This is a genomic window from Christiangramia forsetii KT0803, assembly GCF_000060345.1.
Taxonomy (GTDB): Bacteria; Bacteroidota; Bacteroidia; order Flavobacteriales; family Flavobacteriaceae; genus Christiangramia; species Christiangramia forsetii.
The window spans coordinates 379310-397316 of sequence record NC_008571.1; the positions used below are offsets into that span (position 1 = coordinate 379310).

Sequence of the window (18007 nt, forward strand, 5' to 3'; positions counted from 1 at the left end):
GTTTAACTAAAACAAAATGGAAGAAAGAAACGAATTATATCCGGTCTTCTTGAAAGTGAATCATCTTAACATTTTGGTTGTTGGTGGAGGAAACGTAGGTCATGAGAAATTACATTTTCTTTTTAAATCCAGTCCGAACGCCAAAGTTGAAATAGTTGCAAAATGGTTTTTACCCGAAACAGAAGAGCTTGCAAAAAAGCATGGAGCGAAACTTATAAAAGGCAGATATAAAAAGAAATATCTGAAAAAGAAACATTTTGTGATCGCAGCTACCAACGATGCAAAACTGAATAAAAAAGTTTATCAGCATGCTAAAAAGAAATATTTACTAGCCAATATCGCTGATACACCGGAATTATGTGATTTCTATATGGGTGGAATTGTAAATAAGGGGCATGTGAAAATTGCCATTTCCACCAATGGAAAATCACCAACCACTGCAAAACGATTACGACAATTCTTTGAAGAAGTGATTCCGGAGAATGTAAATGAGATGGTTGAAAATTTAAATGAATACCGAAAATCCATAAAAGGTGATTTTGAAGCCAAGGTGGACCAAATGAATACAATAACAGAATCCTTAATCGTAAAAAAAGAGAAAAATGATTAAAACAGACATCCTGATAATAGGAGCAGGACCAACTGGTTTGTTCACCGTTTTTGAAGCGGGACTCCTCAAGCTAAAAACACATTTAATAGATGCTTTGCCGCAACCCGGTGGGCAGTGTTCAGAAATATATCCAAAGAAGCCAATCTATGATATTCCGGCTTTTCCGGAAATTCTTGCCGGTGACCTGGTAAGCAATTTAATGGAACAGATTAGACCTTTTAAGCCTGGATTCACGTTGGGTGAACGTGCAGAGACTTTGGAAAAACTTGATGACGGCAGCTTTATCGTCACCACCAACAAGGGAACTCAACATCATGCCCCGGTGGTTGCAATCGCCGGCGGTTTAGGATCTTTTGAGCCTAGAAAACCACCTATACCTAATATTGCTGATTTTGAAGATAAAGGAGTTTCCTATTTCATTAAAGATCCTGAAGTATATCGCGATAAAAAAGTGGTCATCGCAGGAGGTGGAGATTCGGCACTGGACTGGGCAATTTATCTTGCAGATGTAGCTTCTGAAGTTGCACTGGTGCACAGAAGAGCAGAATTTCGAGGTGCGCTGGATTCTGTAGAAAGAGTGTCAGAACTGGCAAAACTTGGCAGGATCGAGATGATCACGAACGCTGAGGTTGTTGGATTAAGAGGAGAAGATAATTTAGAGCAAGTAGTGATTCGTCATAAAGACAAGGCTCGTGGAGAAGAGTTCAGGGATGTGGACGATTTTATTCCATTATTCGGACTTTCTCCAAAACTGGGGCCTATTGGCAGCTGGGGCTTGGAAATTGAAAGAAACGCGATTAAGGTCGACAATTCGTATGATTATCAAACCAATATCCCCGGAGTTTATGCAATTGGTGACGTGAACACCTATAAGGGTAAGTTGAAATTGATTCTTTCCGGATTTCATGAAGCCGCAATCATGTGCCAGAGTGCATATCAGCGAATATACCCGGATAAGAAATATGTATTAAAATACACCACCGTTGGAGGTGTGGAAGGATTTGATGGAACAAAAAAAGAAGCGAAAAAAGAAGTAGTGCAAAGTATAGGAGTGTAATTAGCCAATTTTACTGCTAGTTTAAACCTGTGAAATTGGATTTTCGCAGGCTTTTATTATAAGTCTTACTAAATTTATTAAGCATAGATAAACAGGTTCAGCCTTACCTTAGGTAGTTAGAATTGATACGGAAATGTGTAAATTTCTTAACTTCGTAAAAAATTTGAAAACATGAAGATCAGCTTAAAAAGAATCAACGATAATTATCTATTTGAAACTGTAAATGAGCGTGGCAATATTGTGCTTCTGGACAATAAATCTGATGCAGAACCAAAAGGCTCAAGCCCGATGGATCTTATTCTTCGTGGAATTGCCGGTTGTAGCAGTATAGACGTTGTTATGATTTTGAAAAAGCAACAGCATGAGCTGGAAGATCTTCAGGTAGAGGTTGAAGGCTTTCGTGAAGATGGCGCTATTCCCAATGTATTCAATAAAATTCATTTGAATTTTATTTTCAAAGGAGAAGTTCCGGCAGCTAAGGTTGAAAGGGCAGTAAAATTATCGATGGATAAATATTGTTCGGTTTCTAAAATGCTGGAAAAGGCAGCCACGATCAGTTATTCTATTGAGTTAAATTCAGAAAAGATTTTATAGAAAAAAACTGAAATCTTTGTTATTGGGTATATTATAACTGTATATTTGTCTTGTAAGTTCATTGTTTACTAACATTCGTTATCAAGAAAGGTTGAGGGATTAGACCCTGTGAAACCTTGGCAACCCTCCTGTAATGGGAGAAGGTGCTACGTTCTACCACGCCAGTCGTGGATAGATAACTCAAGACTTCATTTTTCGTCTTCTTTTTTGATAACGTTTTATTTTATAAAACATGTCAAAAATTGAAGAGTTACTCTCACAAAAAATATTAATACTAGACGGTGCCATGGGGACCATGCTTCAGGAATATAAATTTTCTGAAGAGGATTTTCGTGGAAAACGTTTTGCAGACTGGCCGGTTTCCCTTCAGGGTAATAATGACCTTTTGTCTATTACCCAGCCTGAAGCAATTGCGACGATACATCGAAAATATTTTGATGCCGGGGCAGATATTGTGGAAACTAATACCTTCTCTGGAACCACCATCGCCATGGCCGATTATAAGATGGAGGATCTGGTTTATGAACTCAATTATGAGTCGGCCAGAATTGCCAAAAAGGTAGCGGAAGAAGTTACTGCTGAAAACCCTTCAAAACCACGATTTGTAGCCGGAGCAATTGGTCCTACCAACAAAACGGCAAGTATGAGCCCAGATGTAAACGATCCAGGGTATCGGGCGATTTCATTTGATGAACTTAGAAAGGCCTATAAACAACAGGCAAAAGCATTGATTGATGGCGGAGCCGATATTTTACTGGTGGAAACCGTTTTTGATACCCTGAACGCAAAAGCAGCACTTTTCGCCATAGATGAACTTAAAGAAGAATTAGGGATTACTATTCCTGTTATGATCAGTGGTACAATTACCGATGCTTCGGGAAGAACACTTTCCGGCCAGACTGCGGAAGCTTTTTTAATTTCTGTTTCACATATTCCATTGTTGAGCATTGGATTTAATTGTGCATTGGGAGCCAAGCAACTTACACCGCACCTTGAAGTTTTAAACCGATATGCGAATTCGGGAGTTTCGGCTTATCCAAATGCAGGTTTGCCAAATGCTTTTGGAGAATACGATCAGGATGCAGCGGAAATGGCTTCCCAGATCGAAGAATATCTCGAAAAAAGCCTGGTGAATATTCTTGGCGGTTGCTGCGGAACCACTCCCAAACATATTAAAGCAATTGCTGAAGTAGCTAAAAACTACAAGCCTCGTGAAATTAATCTTCAAGATCATGCTGAACTTGTTTCAGCATCTCAACAATCTGATCATAAAATTTAAAGGAAAGAGTCCCTGAAATAAATGCAGGCTGACGAAAAATATATGATATGAGTACAGCAAGTACAAATTCGATAAATAAAACTAACCAGTCCCCATCGGGGAGGCCGGGAGGGGCCAGACCGTTAAAATTATCGGGACTGGAACCACTGGTGATCACACCGGAGAGTAATTTTATAAATGTTGGGGAACGAACCAATGTGGCTGGTTCTAAAAAATTCCTTCGGCTTATTAAAGAAGAAAAATTTGATGAAGCACTGGCTGTCGCCCGGGAACAGGTGGATAACGGGGCACAGATCATTGATATCAATATGGACGATGGCCTCATTGAGGGGAAGGAAGCTATGGTGAAATTCCTGAATCTGGTCGTAGCTGAACCTGATATTGCCCGTGTCCCTATTATGATAGATAGCTCAAAGTGGGAAATTATTGAGGCCGGCTTGCAGGTGGTACAGGGAAAGTGTGTAGTGAATTCGATTAGCCTCAAAGAAGGTGAGGAAGAATTTATTACCCACGCTAAGAAGATCAAGCGTTATGGTGCAGCTGTAATTGTAATGGCTTTTGATGAGGTTGGACAGGCTGATAATTATGAACGCCGAATTGAAATTGCCAAACGCTCTTATGATATATTGGTGAATAAAGTAAACTTTCCGCCGGAAGACATTATTTTCGATCTGAATATATTTCCAGTGGGAACCGGGATGGATGAGCATAGAAGAAATGCGATCGATTTTATTGAAGGAACCCGATGGGTAAAAGAAAACCTTGCACATTGCAGCGTGAGTGGTGGGGTAAGCAATGTTTCCTTTTCTTTCCGCGGAAACAATCCTGTTCGTGAAGCAATGCATTCTGTTTTTCTGTATCACGCGATAAAAGCAGGAATGAATATAGGTATTGTAAACCCTTCCATGCTGGAAGTTTATGATGAGATCCCCAAAGATCTGCTGGAACATGTGGAAGATGTGATCTTTGATAGACGAGATGATGCCACGGAAAGACTGCTGAATTTTGCCGAAAATGTAGTCGGAAGAAAAAAGGAAAACAAAGTAGATCTTTCCTGGAGGGAAAAACCCCTTCAGGACAGGATTACCCATGCGTTGGTGAAAGGAATTGACGCCTATATTTTAGAAGATATTGAACAGGCCAGGTTGGAAGCTGAGAGGCCCCTGGACGTTATCGAAGGCCCGTTGATGATTGGGATGAATGTGGTAGGCGATCTCTTTGGAAGCGGAAAAATGTTCCTTCCGCAAGTGGTGAAGTCGGCGCGGGTTATGAAAAAGGCGGTAGCTTATTTATTACCTTATATAGAAGAGGCAAAAAAGGCCCCCCAACCCCCAAAAGGGGAGCAGTATTGGAAAACTGCCAATCCGGCGTTATACAATAAAACGAAAGAATTCGCCCGAAAAATGCGCTACGAAAAATCTACAAAAGCAGAGACTAAATTATGGGAGGCTTTTAGCGGAAAAAAGCTTGAAGGATTTAAATTTAGGAGGCAACATATTATAGGAAGCTATATTGCAGATTTCGTTTGTCTAAAAGAAAAATTGGTAATAGAGGTAGATGGTTTAATACATCAACTGCCAGATCATAAATTGAGTGATGAAGCACGGACAGCTTGGTTAAAGGAGCAGGGATTCAGAGTGGTCAGATTTACAAATAGCCAGGTTCTCGAAGATTTAGATTCCGTATTGGATAAAACTTTGAGTGCTTTAAAAAAAGCACCCCCTTCGGGGGCGGGGGGGGCTGGAAAAGTTCTGATGGCAACCGTAAAGGGTGACGTACATGATATTGGTAAAAATATCGTGGCGGTAGTTCTCGGATGCAATAATTATGAGATCATTGATTTAGGAGTAATGGTTCCCCCGGAAAAGATCATTGAAACTGCAAAAGCTGAAAATGTAGATGTAATTGGACTTAGCGGATTAATTACGCCATCGCTGGATGAAATGGTTTTTCTGGCTAAGGAAATGCAGCGACAAAATTTTGAGGTTCCTTTATTGATTGGGGGTGCTACCACTTCTAAAGCTCATACTGCCGTTAAGATAGATCCTCAATATCATTTCGCGGTTGCGCATGTGAATGATGCTTCGCGCGCTGTGACTGTTGTGGGGCAGTTATTAAAGGAAAGTACCCGCGAAAAATATAAAAGCGATCTCAAGATTGAATATGATAAATTCCGACTGAATTTTAAGAAACGAAGTAAAGTAAAAAGCTATTTAAAACTACCGGAAGCACGACGTAATAAATTTAAGATCAACTGGGAATCTACGAATATCACCAAACCGAATCAATTGGGAACCCAGATAATTGAAGATTTTGACCTAGAGAAACTGGAAGAATATATAGACTGGTCACCGTTTTTTAGAAGCTGGGATTTGCATGGCCGTTATCCCGATATTCTGAAAGACGAAAAAGTAGGTGAGCAGGCGCAAAGCTTATTTGACGATGCAAAAGCCTTACTGGAAAGGATTTTCAAAGAAAAATTGTTGAAGGCTAAAGCGACCTTCGGTCTTTTTGAAGCTAATACTATAAATAACGATGATATAGAAGTGAGCTACGAAGAAGCTTCTGAAAAGAAAAAGATTGTCTTTAGAACACTTCGGCAGCAATTAAAGAAGTATGCCGAAAAGCCAAATTTCGCGCTTTCAGATTTTATCGCTCCAAAAGAAAGCGGAATTCAGGATTATATGGGTTGTTTTTGCGTCACTACCGGTTTTGGAACTGCTGAACTTGCCGCAGAATTTGAAAAAGACCTTGATGATTATAATTCTATTATGATAAAGGCGCTGGCCGATCGCTTAGCGGAGGCTTTTGCGGAATATCTGCATAAAGAAGTGAGAACAAAGCATTGGGGGTATGCTTCTGATGAAAATTTGAGCAATGAAGAGTTAATAAAGGAATCGTATAAAGGGATTCGTCCGGCACCGGGTTATCCCGCCTGTCCCGATCATTTGGAGAAATTGACGATTTGGGAACTTTTAAAAGTTGATGAAAAAATAGGAGTGGAACTTACCGAAAGTCTGGCGATGTGGCCGGCGGCAAGTGTGAGCGGATATTATTTTGCGAATCCTGAAGCGAGGTATTTTGGTCTTGGAAAAATAAAAGAAGACCAGGTAAAAGATTTTGCTGAAAGAAAAGGAATTGAATATAAAAAAGCCGAGAAATGGCTGAATCCGAATATCGCGGATTAGTATAGAGTATTGAGATGTGAGTATTTAGATTTTCGCGGAATGAACACTTTAACTCTAAAGAAATATAAGGAGTTCACGTCAAACTGAATTTATTTCAGAATCTATAAAGAAGCTGAGCTTTCGACTGCGCTCAAGGTGACAGTTTCAGGTTGACGAAATATAGAATTCTGAAAGCTCAGAATTAGAGATAAATAAAAAGAAATAGGCTTATCGCTGAAGACTGATAAAAAAATAATGCGTTAGGGATTGCAGCGGTATCCTTTTACTGTTATGCTGAGCTTGTGAAAGTATGACAGTAAAAGATATAGCGTAAAGCCCGGCCTAAAAGGCAACGCCCAAAAACAACAAAAAGTTTAGTTTAATGAAAGTTACCGAACATATTGAAAAAGCAAATGGGAAAACATTGTTTTCGTTTGAAATAATTCCGCCGAAGAAAGGGAAGAATATTCAGGAACTCTATGATAATATAGATCCGCTAATGGATTTTAAACCTCCGTTTATTGATGTGACGACTTCACGGGAGGAACATTTGTATGTAGATCGCGACGGACTTTTTGATAGAAAAATCACTCGTATGCGGCCGGGAACTGTTGGGATTTGTGCGGCGATCAAACATAAATACAATGTAGATACGGTGCCGCATGTTCTTTGTGGCGGATTTTCGAGGGAAGAAACAGAATATTTGCTGGTAGACTGTCATTATTTGGGAATTGAAAATGTAATGGCCCTGCGTGGAGATGCGATGAGCCACCAAAGATATTTTGAGCCTTCTAATGGAGGTCATCCGTATGCCTGCGATTTGGTAAAGCAAATTACCAACCTGAATAAAGGAAAATATTTGCATGATGTGATAGAAGCAGATGATTTGGCCGATTTCTGCATTGGTGTTGCCGGTTATCCCGAAAAGCATATTGAAGCTCCTTCCCTAAATTCAGATCTTAAAAGATTGAAGGAGAAAGTAGACGCAGGAGCAGATTATGTTGTTACCCAGATGTTCTTTGATAATTCTAAATATTTTGAATTTGTTGAGGAGGCTAAAAAAGCGGGAATTAATGTGCCTATTATTCCGGGAATTAAACCCATTGCGATTTCCAGACATTTGCAGTTGTTGCCACAGGTTTTTAAGATCGACCTTCCGGAATCCCTGATCTTAGAAGTTGAAAAATGTAAAACCAATAAAGAAGTAAGGCAGGTGGGAGTTGAATGGTGTATTCAACAATCTAAAGAATTAATGGAAGGCGGCGCTCCGGTTCTACACTTTTATTCTATGGGAAAAAGCAGCAATATTGAGCAAATAGCCAACGCGGTATTTTAATTTTTATTAAAATGTCAGTTTGAGCGCAGTCGAAAACTCTTAGTTACTATATACCGGGCTTCGACTAGGCTCAGCCTGACAAACAGTGAAATTATTAGCTTTTAAATAAGAGATTACCTACTGGCCTATTTTAATTTTTACAAGTTGAAAACTTCACGGCATTTTTTTCGTAAATATGTTAGATTTGCCGTTGTATGAAAAAAGTTATCCCCTGCCTGCTATTGCTATTGAGTTTTATCGCTCAGGCACAGGAAGAAAAACCTGAAAAATATTTCTCTCTGGATGCTAATTATTTTTATGGCTCCATATTGGAGCATAACCCAGATATTGCTCATTTAATAACCGATCATCCTGAGGGTTTTCTATTAACCTGGAACAGGAAAACCTACGGACTGGAAAAATGGGAAAGCAGATATAATTATCCAGATTTTGGATACTCATTCATTTATCAGAATATGAAAAACACCTATTTGGGTGAAAATTATTCGTTATATGGACATTTCAGTTTCTATGCGCTTAAAAGGTTATTGATGTTCAGGATTGGCCAGGGAGTGGCATACACCACAAATCCTTACGATGCTGATGACAATTATATTAATAATGCCTACGGAACAAGATTTTTAAGTTCTACCTACTTAATGGGGAATATTAAAAAGGAAAATATTATTGGAGGTCTTGGTATACAGGCTGGAGTCACAATAATTCATTATTCCAACGCAGATCTTGGGTCTCCAAACCACAGCACCAATACATTCACTTTTAATGTTGGTTTAAATTATTTACTGGATCATGAAGAGCACCCAGATTATATTCCGAGAGGGGAAGAAGAAAAGTATACCGAGCCATTTCATTATAATTTTGCTATAAGGAGTGGGATCAATACCGCAGGAGTTATTGGATCTCCCAAACTTCCATTTTTGACATTTTCAGCATACGCAGATAAGGTGCTGAATCATAAAAGTACCTTACAGGGTGGTGCTGAATTATTCTTTTCAAGATCTCTGGAAGAATTTATAGAATATCAGGCGGCCGCATTTCCACAAAAGGGTACTACTGGCGATGAGGATGCGAAAAGAGTGGGTATTTTTGTGGGGCATCAACTTACTTTTAATAAAATGTCGCTGATTACTCAGCTAGGTTATTATGTGTACTATCCATATACAGATTATGTGGAGCAGGTTTATAATAGAATGGGATTGCAAAGGGAAATTTCTGAACATTGGTGGGCATCAGCCACGGTTAGATCTCATGGGGCAAATGCAGAAGCGGTAGAATTTTCAATTGGATATAGATTATAAAAATGATTGTTGGAAAATTACATTCGACCGTAAAATAAAATATACAGATGAAAAAGATAATATTCTTACTTGCGATAATTGGTTTTTTAGGATGTGATTCTGAAGATACCGGCGACTGTTTTCAAAAAGCTGGGGAGATCGTTCAGAATGAAGTGGAAGTAGCGAATTTTTCTGAAATAATGGTCTATGATAAGATCAAGCTTTTTATTGAACAGGGTGATAAGCAGAAAGTGGTTATTGAAACAGGGGAAAACCTAATGAACGAGGTCACTGCTGAAGTTATTGATAATCAATTAATTTTGATGAATGAAAATGTTTGTAATCTGGTACGAGATTATGAAATCACAAAAATCTATGTGACGGTTCCAGATCTTACCTATCTGCGGCATGCGGGTAATATTCCGTTGGAAAGCGTTGGAACTTTAAATTTTGAGAATTTATGGCTGGTTTCTGAAAATCAGGCACTGGATCCTGAAATTCATACTAACGGGGACTTTAAACTGGATCTTGATGTTGAGAATTTAAGGATTACCAATGATAATTATTCAAATTATTTTCTAATCGGGACAGTTGAAAACTTTGATGGATTTTTCGCCGCAGGAGATGGCCGACTGGAAGCGAGAGATCTTATTGTGCAGCATTACGAAATATTTCATCGTGGGACTAATAAGCTCATTATTAATCCGCAACAAAGCCTCAAAGGTGAAATTGTTAGTTATGGAGATATAATTTCTGTAAATCGACCACCTGAGGTAGATGTGGAGGAGAAGTTTAGAGGGAAGCTAATATTTGAATAAAAATAAGGATCCTCTGAAAATCTTCATTTTCGTCAAGCTGAATTTGTTTCAACTTCTTTTTATGAGATCCTGAAATAATTACCATTGAAGTAACTTCTTCATTTGGAAATTATGAAGGTAGATGATTAATTTCAATGACTTCTATTTCCTGGCCTATCGAAAATATATTGTAAAATTTGAAGTGAGAGCACCGTGAAATTTTAGGCTGTTTGAGCCAAACTAACTTTTCTACAAAAAAGCATCTCAATGGCGAGTTCCTAAAATTTAGGTGCTGAACGATAAATTTAGATAAAGTTTCGTAAGCCTAGAATTTTTTGGTTCGTTTTTTCATCAATGGAAAAAATGAACAGGCATCTTAATGAAATTTGTCAATTCCCTATACCATATAATTTTTTTATCACAGGTCTCAGGATGACGTTTTTCCTTTTTAATAGTTTTGATGTATTTAGGAAGAAGTTACTTCAGTAAAAAGATTTTCCAGATTTTTGGTTTTCTGATTTAGCTGAAGGGTTTTTAATCCGTTATCATGAGCAAAATCAAAAACGGCAGGTCTCATGTCTTTTTTCGTGTTGAAGATTAATTCATAGGTGAATCCACCCGTATTCTTTGCTGAAGTTAGATTAGGGATTTTCTGTAGTGCTATTTCTTCAATTCTGTAATCAAATTCTACAAAAATGATCTGGTCGTTGCCTTCCCTTAATTCTTTCAGGTTTTTATCTGCTACGATCTTTCCATTATTAATAATAATGACACGATCACAAATAGCTTCTACTTCCTGCATAATATGAGTAGAAAGGAAAACTGTTTTTCCAGCTTTGTCTTCAGAATTATTCTTTCCAATATTCTTAATGAGTGTCCTTATTTCTACCAATTGATTTGGATCCAGGCCCGTGGTTGGTTCATCCAGAATTAGAACTTCGGGATCATGTAATAGGGCTGCGGCCAGGCCTACACGCTGACGGTAACCTTTAGATAACTGATCTATTTTCTTATTTGCTTCAGGAGTGAGCCCGGTGAGTTTAATTATTTCTTCAATTCGATCCTTACCTATATTATAGACAGAGGCATTGAAGCGCAAATATTCCCGAACAAACATTTCTGTATATAAAGGATTATGTTCCGGCAAATAACCAATCCTTTTCTGAACCTCAGGGATTTTTTCTTCTAATTCGAGTCCGTCTATCCTTGCTTTTCCATTATCTGCGGTGATATAGCCGGTAAGTATTTTCATTAAAGTAGATTTCCCGGCTCCATTAGGACCAAGAAAACCAACGATTTCTCCTTTAGAAATTTCAAAACTGACATCATCCAGCGCTTTTTGGCTGCCAAAGTATTTCGATATGTTGTTTACTGTTATAGACATGGCTTCAGAATTCAAAATTAGGAATAAATAATTAGGGAGCTTGCTGAAAATATTTCAAAGTTTCAACGAAAATTAATGGGTAGAAATTGTAATTCTCATTAAAAGATGGTCGATTTTCCGAATATGGGAAATCTCCAAATTTTGAATGTAAATTATTTTGAATATAGAATTTAAGCACTACTTTAGTCATTCATTATTATTGAAAATGACAAGCTTAATTAATTGGAACGCATTCTATTATTTTTATTTCTATACCAGAGATAGAATCGGGAATGCTATATGATTAACTAAAACATAAAATTATATAAAAGTCTCGATCTAAGATCGGGACTTTTTTTATTGTATCAATATGAATAAAAGAATAGGGATTCAGGGAATAAAAGGTTCATTTCACCATTTGGTAGCCATGGACTACTATCATAAGGACGTGGAAGTGATGGAGCATATGTCATTTCATGAGTTGGCCGAGAAACTGTCAGTAAAAGAATCAGATGAAGCGGTGATGGCTATAGAGAATAGTATAGCCGGTTCTATTTTACCAAATTATGCGTTGATAAATGAGTATAATTTAAGCATCATAGGAGAGCATTATACCCCGGTTAATATGAATCTTATGGCTGTAAAAGGGCAAAAAATTGAAGATATTAAAAAGGTCTTTTCTCATCCCATGGCTTTATTACAGTGTAAAGAGTTCTTTAAAAAGCATCCACATATTAAACTAATTGAGGATGCAGATACCGCTGAAGCTGCCAAAAGAATTTCCGAAGAAGGTAAGATGAAAGTAGCGGCTGTTGCCAGTCCAGCAGCTGCAAAAATGTATGGTTTGGAGATCCTTGCGAAAGAGGTTCATACTATTAAAAGCAATGCCACCAGGTTTCTGGTGTTGGGAACAGAAAGGCAAAAACCTAACGGAGAAGTACTGGATAAGGCCTCCATCAAGTTTGACCTGAAAAGTGAAAGGGGAAGTCTGGTTTCTGTACTCAATATTATTAGAGATTGCTATCTAGATATGACCAAGATCCAGTCACTTCCGATAATTGATGAACCCTGGAAATATTCATTCTTTGTAGATGTGATCTTTGAAAAATATGAAGATCTAGAAAAAGGGCTGGACGTATTAAAATTAATGACGGAAGAATTAAAGGTTTTAGGAATCTACAAAAATAACCTGGTATGATAACAGCAAAGAGACTTGATACAGTGCAGGAATACTATTTTTCGAAAAAACTTCGCGAAGTAGCTGAACTAAGAGCCCAGGGGAAACCAATTATCAATCTTGGTATTGGTAGCCCGGATCTGGCTCCTCCGCCTGCAGTGTTAACCGCGTTGAATGATGCACTTAAGGATAATGTAGCGCATCAATATCAGCCATATAAGGGGATTAAAGAATTAAGGAATGCGATCGCAGGATTTTATGACAGGTACTATGATCTTGAATTGAATACAGAGACTGAAATTTTACCATTAATGGGTAGTAAAGAAGGGATCATGCATATTTCCATGGCCTTTTTAAATCCCGGAGATGAGGTTTTATTGCCAGATCCTGGTTATCCAACCTATAGTTCTGTGGCTAAATTATTAGAGGCAAAGGAGCGGAATTATGAATTGAAAGCTGAAAATGACTGGTTGCCAGATCTGGAAAAATTAGCTGATGAAGGTCTGGAGAATGTTAAAATTATGTGGGTGAATTATCCTCATATGCCCACGGGTTCCAAGGCTTCAGACGGTTTCTTTGAGAAGTTGACCAATTTTGCCGAAACACATAAGATCCTGGTTATCAATGACAATCCTTACAGTTTTATTCAGAATGATTATCCTAAAAGTATTCTTCAAAAAGACGGTTTAAGCGATTATGTGATGGAGCTGAATTCGCTTAGTAAAAGTTTTAATATGGCTGGCTGGCGAGTAGGAATGCTTACTGGAAGTGAGAAAAATATCAATGCGGTATTAAAAGTGAAATCAAATATGGATAGTGGAATGTTCTATCCTGTTCAGGCAGGAGCAGTTGAAGCTTTGAAATTACCTGAATCCTGGTTTGATACTCAAAATAAGATTTACTCGAATAGAAAAGAAAAGGTCTTACAATTAGCTGATAAGCTGGGTTGTGAGGTAAGAAAAGATCAGGCTGGCTTATTTGTTTGGGCTAAGGTGCCAGATGGAAAAACTTCAGGAGATATTGTAGATGAGTTACTTTATAATAAGGACATCTTTATTACCCCTGGATTTATTTTTGGTAAACAGGGTGAAGGCTATATACGGTTTTCACTGTGTGCAACCGAAGAGGTTATAGACGAAGCTTTAAAAAGGATGAAACAATGAATGTTTTTATAATAGGAATAGGCCTTATTGGGGGATCTTTTGCTTTAGATCTTAAAACTGTAAAGAAACAGGTGGAAATCTATGGTGTAGATGAAAATGAGGAGCATCTTGAGAAAGCTCTGGATCTTGGATTGATAGATAAAAAAGCAAAATTTGAAGATATAAAGAATGCAGATCTGGTGTATCTGGCCATACCGGTTGATGCTTCTTTAGAGGTTCTGCCAAAAATTCTGGATCTAGTTAGTGATAAGTGTGTAGTAATAGATGCGGGATCCACGAAAGAACATCTATGTAAGAAGGTTGAAAATCATCCCAAAAGAAGAAATTACCTTTCTGCGCATCCTATTTCAGGAACCGAATTTTCAGGTCCTACCGCCGCAATTCATGGGTTGTTCAAAAATAAAACGAATATCATCTGTGAGGTTGAAAAGACCGCATTTAAACTTCAGGAAATAGCTCTTGAAATTTTTCAGGCTATAGGAATGAGGATACGATATATGGATCCGGCTTCGCATGATCGCCATATCGCCTATGTGTCGCATTTGTCACATATAAGTTCTTTTATGCTGGGTAAAACAGTATTGGAAAAAGAGAAGAATGAACGGGATATTTTTGACCTGGCCGGAAGTGGATTTGAATCTACCGTGCGGCTTGCTAAAAGCTCCCCGGCAATGTGGACTCCCATATTCAGCCAGAATAAAAAAAATGTGATGGAAACCCTGGATGAATATATTTCAAATTTGAAGCATTTCAGAAAATTAATGGAGGAAGATAATTTCGAGGAGGTTTTCAATGAGATGGAAAAGACAAATCATATAAGAGAAGTATTAAACGGAATAAATAAAAACGAAGAATTAAAATTACAGTAAGATGGAAAATAGTAAAGAACTAAGAACGTGGCTGGATGATTTTGGATTATCTCATCCTTTGGTAATTGCGGGGCCATGTAGCGCCGAAACTGAAGAACAGGTTTTAACGATCGCACATCAGCTTAAAGATAGTGATGCTACGGTGTTAAGAGCTGGAATCTGGAAACCCAGAACAAGACCTGGGAATTTTGAAGGCGTAGGAGCTTTAGGTTTAAAATGGCTTCAGAAGGCTAAAGAAGAAACAGGAATGCTTACCACTACTGAAGTGGCCAATCCAAATCATGTGGAGCTAGCTTTAAAGCACGATGTTGATATTCTCTGGATTGGGGCGAGAACTACCGTTTCTCCTTTTATTGTTCAGGAAATTGCAGATGCACTTAAAGGAACCGATAAAATTGTATTGGTTAAAAATCCGGTAAATCCAGACCTTGCTTTATGGTTGGGAGCAGTGGAGAGATTGCACACCGCAGATATTAATAAACTGGGAGTGATCCACAGAGGTTTTTCAGCATATGAGAAAACCAAATATAGAAACAACCCGGAATGGCAAATCCCGATCGAGCTTCAGAATAAATTTCCAGATCTGCCTTTGATTTTGGATCCGTCACATATTGCCGGAAGAAGAGATATCATCTTCGATCTTTGTCAAACTGCACTGGATTTAAATTTTGACGGACTCATGGTAGAAACTCATCACACACCAGATAAAGCCTGGAGTGACGCGGCACAACAAATTACTCCTGAAACACTCATAAAGATAATGGATGATTTAAAAGTAAGAAAGGAAATTTCTGCTAGTGAAGAATTTCAGAATAAACTAACAGCATTAAGGTCCAGAATTGATATCACAGATAGTCAGATCCTGGAAATTCTTTCAAAAAGAATGAAAATTGCAGAGGAGATAGGAGAAGTGAAAAAAAGCCAGAATGTTGCAATTCTTCAGACAAAGAGATGGAACGAGATTCTGGGAAAAATGGTGCTTGAAGGAGAGGAGAAAGGACTTGGCGAAGAATTTGTTCTAAGAATGTTTAAGGCAATTCACCAGGAATCTATCAATCATCAACAAAAAATCCTTGATGGAAAACGGTAAGGGACAAAAAATGCTGCCAGAACTCCCTGACAGCATTTTTATTTTCTTAATCTGTATAGCCTAATCTTCTTGAAGCTTTTCGCATCAATGTATTTATGAGGGCATCATTATCGCTACCCAGACTACCTCTAACTTTTTTATTATAATTCCAAAGAAGTTCTCCTTCTGTAGCGTCATTAACGCTCATGTTAATTACGGCGGTATTGGTGCTTCCCCAGAATCCGACTAACAGTCCCAAAGCAATAGAAGCCCCATCAGACATTGGTTTGTCTGTTTCAAAAGTACCGGATATAATGGCATCTACATTTAGAAGTTGTGCGATTTCTTCAGAAGTATGAAGCTTTATATCTGTAATTTCAGCCTTGGCTAGCAGGGCGTTGGTTCTCTTAGGATCCTGAAGATCTACTTTAAGATCGCCACGTTTTTTACGTTTCAAGAACCATGAATACATGGCAGATTGAATAGATAAGCCCTCATCTTTTTCAAGATTAGTCATCTGTTCCGGAGACATGTCTTTCATTTGCTTTGGTCGCAGATTTACACTTGCGTCAAAGGGAATAATTGCAATAATCTTGTGATCAGCTGTTTTTTGATCAAATTCTGGATGCTGATAAAGATTTGTTTGGGCCAGTGCTGAATTCAAATTGAATAAGAATAGCATGGCCATGAAAAATTTAAAAGTAAATTTGTACATGTTGGTATGTTAAAAATGAATACGACAAATATATCTTAATATTTTTAAGAAATTTAATATGAATTTTAGTTTTATTTAACTAATGCAGGGAACGGTTTATAAATCTACAGGAAGTTGGTATCAGGTAAAGGCTGAAGATGGCAAATTTTACGAATGTAGGATAAAAGGAAAATTCAGAATTCAGGGAATTAAAAGTACCAATCCCGTTGCTGTAGGTGATGAGGTGAGTTTTGATCTTGAAGAGGGAGTAGAAGAGAAGACCGGAGTAATTAAAAAGATAAAAGAGCGGGAAAATTATATTATTCGTAAATCGGTTAATCTTTCAAAGCAAACACATATCATCGCTTCGAATATAGACCAGGTTTTTTTGCTCATTACACTTAATAATCCACCAACATTAACCACTTTCATTGACAGGTTTTTGGTGACCGCAGAAGCCTATGATATTACTGCGGTTCTTCTTTTTAATAAAGTGGACACCTATTCTATTGAAGAACTTGCTGAAGTGAAATATCTTGCCGAGTTATATCGCAGCGCTGGATATGAATGCATTGGTATTTCTGCCAAAAACGGAAAGAATGTAGATAAAGTTAAGGATAAGATGATAGGAAATACCAGTATGATTTCCGGGCATAGTGGAACCGGAAAGTCGACTTTGATCAATGCCATAGAACCTGCTTTAGACCTTAAAACTTCTGAAATTTCCAGGCAGCACAGCCAGGGACAGCATACTACTACTTTTGCTGAAATGTTTGATCTAAGTTTTAATGCCCGTATTATTGATACTCCTGGAATTAAAGGTTTTGGTGTGGTAGATATGGATCGTGAAGAGATTGGTGATTATTTCCCGGAATTCTTTGAAAGGAAACAAGATTGTAAATTTCATAATTGTCTTCATATTGAAGAGCCGAAGTGCGCCATAAAAGACTCGCTGGAAGAAGGAGAAATTGCCTGGTCCAGGTATAAAAGTTATTTACAGATTATGGAGGGCGAGGAAGATAATTATAGAGTAGACCAATATCAGAAATAATGAGAGCTGTAATACAAAGGGTTTCAGAAGCATCTGTAACCGTAGATCATAAAGTTTGTGCAGTAATGCGGGATGGCTTATTGATTCTACTTGGAATTGAAAATGAAGATAATGAAGAAGATATTGACTGGCTTTGTAGAAAGATCATCAATATGAGAATTTTCAATGATGAAGATGAGGTAATGAATGAATCTCTTAAGAGTGTAGATGGCGATGCGATTATTGTGAGCCAGTTTACCTTGCATGCCAGCACCAAAAAAGGTAACAGGCCAAGTTATATAAAGGCTGCTAAGCCTGAAGTTGCCGAGCCATTATATTTAAAATTCATTTCCAAATTTCAAAACGAACTAGGTAAAGATGTTGGATCTGGTATATTTGGTGGAGATATGAAAGTTTCACTCCTGAATGATGGTCCGGTAACAATTATAATAGATTCGAAAGAAAAACGTTAAAAAGAGTTAATTTTTTATATATTGCGGGAAAATTTTCATTTTACATCCCTAA

16 protein-coding genes and 1 riboswitch are annotated in these 18007 nt (G+C 37.9%); of the genes, 14 read left to right on the top strand and 2 right to left on the bottom strand.

Translation table 11 applies throughout. The annotated features are described in order from the left end of the window. The first annotated feature begins 16 nt into the window (after window positions 1-16). The 8 genes from GFO_RS01580 to GFO_RS01615 all read left to right on the top strand — a co-directional run bounded on the left by GFO_RS01580 (window position 17) and on the right by GFO_RS01615 (window position 10138). Window positions 17-610 carry a precorrin-2 dehydrogenase/sirohydrochlorin ferrochelatase family protein gene (locus tag GFO_RS01580; protein WP_011708253.1) on the top strand — a complete coding sequence of 198 codons (594 nt, stop codon included), beginning with the start codon at window positions 17-19 and terminating at the stop codon, window positions 608-610. Continuing rightward, window positions 603-1667 carry an NAD(P)/FAD-dependent oxidoreductase gene (locus tag GFO_RS01585; RefSeq protein WP_011708254.1) on the top strand — a complete coding sequence of 355 codons (1065 nt, stop codon included), beginning with the start codon at window positions 603-605 and terminating at the stop codon, window positions 1665-1667. The genes GFO_RS01580 and GFO_RS01585 overlap by 8 nt, the downstream gene beginning before the upstream one ends. A gap of 171 nt (window positions 1668-1838) precedes the next feature. Continuing rightward, a complete protein-coding gene (locus GFO_RS01590; RefSeq protein WP_011708255.1) occupies window positions 1839-2261 on the top strand; it encodes an OsmC family protein in 423 nt (140 codons plus the stop codon). A 75-nt stretch (window positions 2262-2336) separates the two neighbouring features. After that, window positions 2337-2443, top strand: a riboswitch (SAM riboswitch). Between the two features lie 50 nt (window positions 2444-2493). Beyond that, window positions 2494-3540, top strand: coding sequence for a homocysteine S-methyltransferase family protein (locus GFO_RS01595; RefSeq protein ID WP_011708256.1), 1047 nt, complete (start codon window positions 2494-2496; stop codon window positions 3538-3540). Between the two features lie 47 nt (window positions 3541-3587). Beyond that, window positions 3588-6728, top strand: coding sequence for a vitamin B12 dependent-methionine synthase activation domain-containing protein (locus tag GFO_RS17200; RefSeq protein WP_011708257.1), 3141 nt, complete (start codon window positions 3588-3590; stop codon window positions 6726-6728). Window positions 6729-7089: 361 nt separating this feature from the next. Next, entirely contained in the window at window positions 7090-8043 is a 954-nt protein-coding gene (gene metF / locus GFO_RS01605) for a methylenetetrahydrofolate reductase [NAD(P)H] (RefSeq protein WP_011708258.1), read from the top strand. A 194-nt stretch (window positions 8044-8237) separates the two neighbouring features. After that, window positions 8238-9341: an acyloxyacyl hydrolase gene (locus GFO_RS01610; RefSeq protein ID WP_011708259.1), complete on the top strand. Its 1104-nt coding sequence runs from the start codon at window positions 8238-8240 to the stop codon at window positions 9339-9341. Window positions 9342-9388: 47 nt separating this feature from the next. Beyond that, window positions 9389-10138: a head GIN domain-containing protein gene (locus GFO_RS01615; protein ID WP_011708260.1), complete on the top strand. Its 750-nt coding sequence runs from the start codon at window positions 9389-9391 to the stop codon at window positions 10136-10138. Between the two features lie 445 nt (window positions 10139-10583). On the opposite strand, the gene gldA is transcribed toward GFO_RS01615, so the two are convergent. Beyond that, entirely contained in the window at window positions 10584-11501 is a 918-nt protein-coding gene (gene gldA, locus GFO_RS01620; protein ID WP_011708262.1) for a gliding motility-associated ABC transporter ATP-binding subunit GldA, read from the bottom strand. Window positions 11502-11850: 349 nt separating this feature from the next. Here gldA and GFO_RS01625 point away from each other — a divergent pair, with 349 nt between their 5' ends. Genes GFO_RS01625 through GFO_RS01640 form a run of 4 tightly spaced genes read left to right on the top strand, consistent with a single transcriptional unit; the run spans window position 11851 to window position 15779 of the window. After that, entirely contained in the window at window positions 11851-12678 is an 828-nt protein-coding gene (locus GFO_RS01625) for a prephenate dehydratase (RefSeq protein ID WP_011708264.1), read from the top strand. Then, window positions 12675-13820 (top strand): pyridoxal phosphate-dependent aminotransferase, encoded by a 1146-nt coding sequence (locus tag GFO_RS01630; RefSeq protein WP_011708265.1) that lies wholly within the window; start codon window positions 12675-12677, stop codon window positions 13818-13820. The genes GFO_RS01625 and GFO_RS01630 overlap by 4 nt, the downstream gene beginning before the upstream one ends. Then, entirely contained in the window at window positions 13817-14689 is an 873-nt protein-coding gene (locus tag GFO_RS01635) for a prephenate dehydrogenase (RefSeq protein WP_011708266.1), read from the top strand. Before GFO_RS01630 ends, GFO_RS01635 begins: the two co-directional genes overlap by 4 nt. 1 nt (window position 14690) lies before the next feature. After that, the gene (locus GFO_RS01640) at window positions 14691-15779 is read left to right on the top strand and encodes a bifunctional 3-deoxy-7-phosphoheptulonate synthase/chorismate mutase type II (RefSeq protein ID WP_011708267.1); all 1089 of its coding nucleotides are present in this window, start codon (window positions 14691-14693) and stop codon (window positions 15777-15779) included. A gap of 46 nt (window positions 15780-15825) precedes the next feature. On the opposite strand, the gene GFO_RS01645 is transcribed toward GFO_RS01640, so the two are convergent. Continuing rightward, window positions 15826-16473 (bottom strand): hypothetical protein, encoded by a 648-nt coding sequence (locus tag GFO_RS01645; RefSeq protein ID WP_011708268.1) that lies wholly within the window; start codon window positions 16471-16473, stop codon window positions 15826-15828. Between the two features lie 82 nt (window positions 16474-16555). Here GFO_RS01645 and rsgA point away from each other — a divergent pair, with 82 nt between their 5' ends. Beyond that, on the top strand, window positions 16556-17503 hold the full coding sequence (rsgA, locus tag GFO_RS01650) for a ribosome small subunit-dependent GTPase A (protein ID WP_011708269.1): 948 nt from the start codon (window positions 16556-16558) through the stop codon (window positions 17501-17503). After that, window positions 17503-17955, top strand: a complete 453-nt coding sequence (dtd, locus tag GFO_RS01655) for a D-aminoacyl-tRNA deacylase (RefSeq protein ID WP_011708270.1) — start codon at window positions 17503-17505, stop codon at window positions 17953-17955. The genes rsgA and dtd overlap by 1 nt, the downstream gene beginning before the upstream one ends. The last annotated feature ends 52 nt before the right edge of the window (window positions 17956-18007 follow it).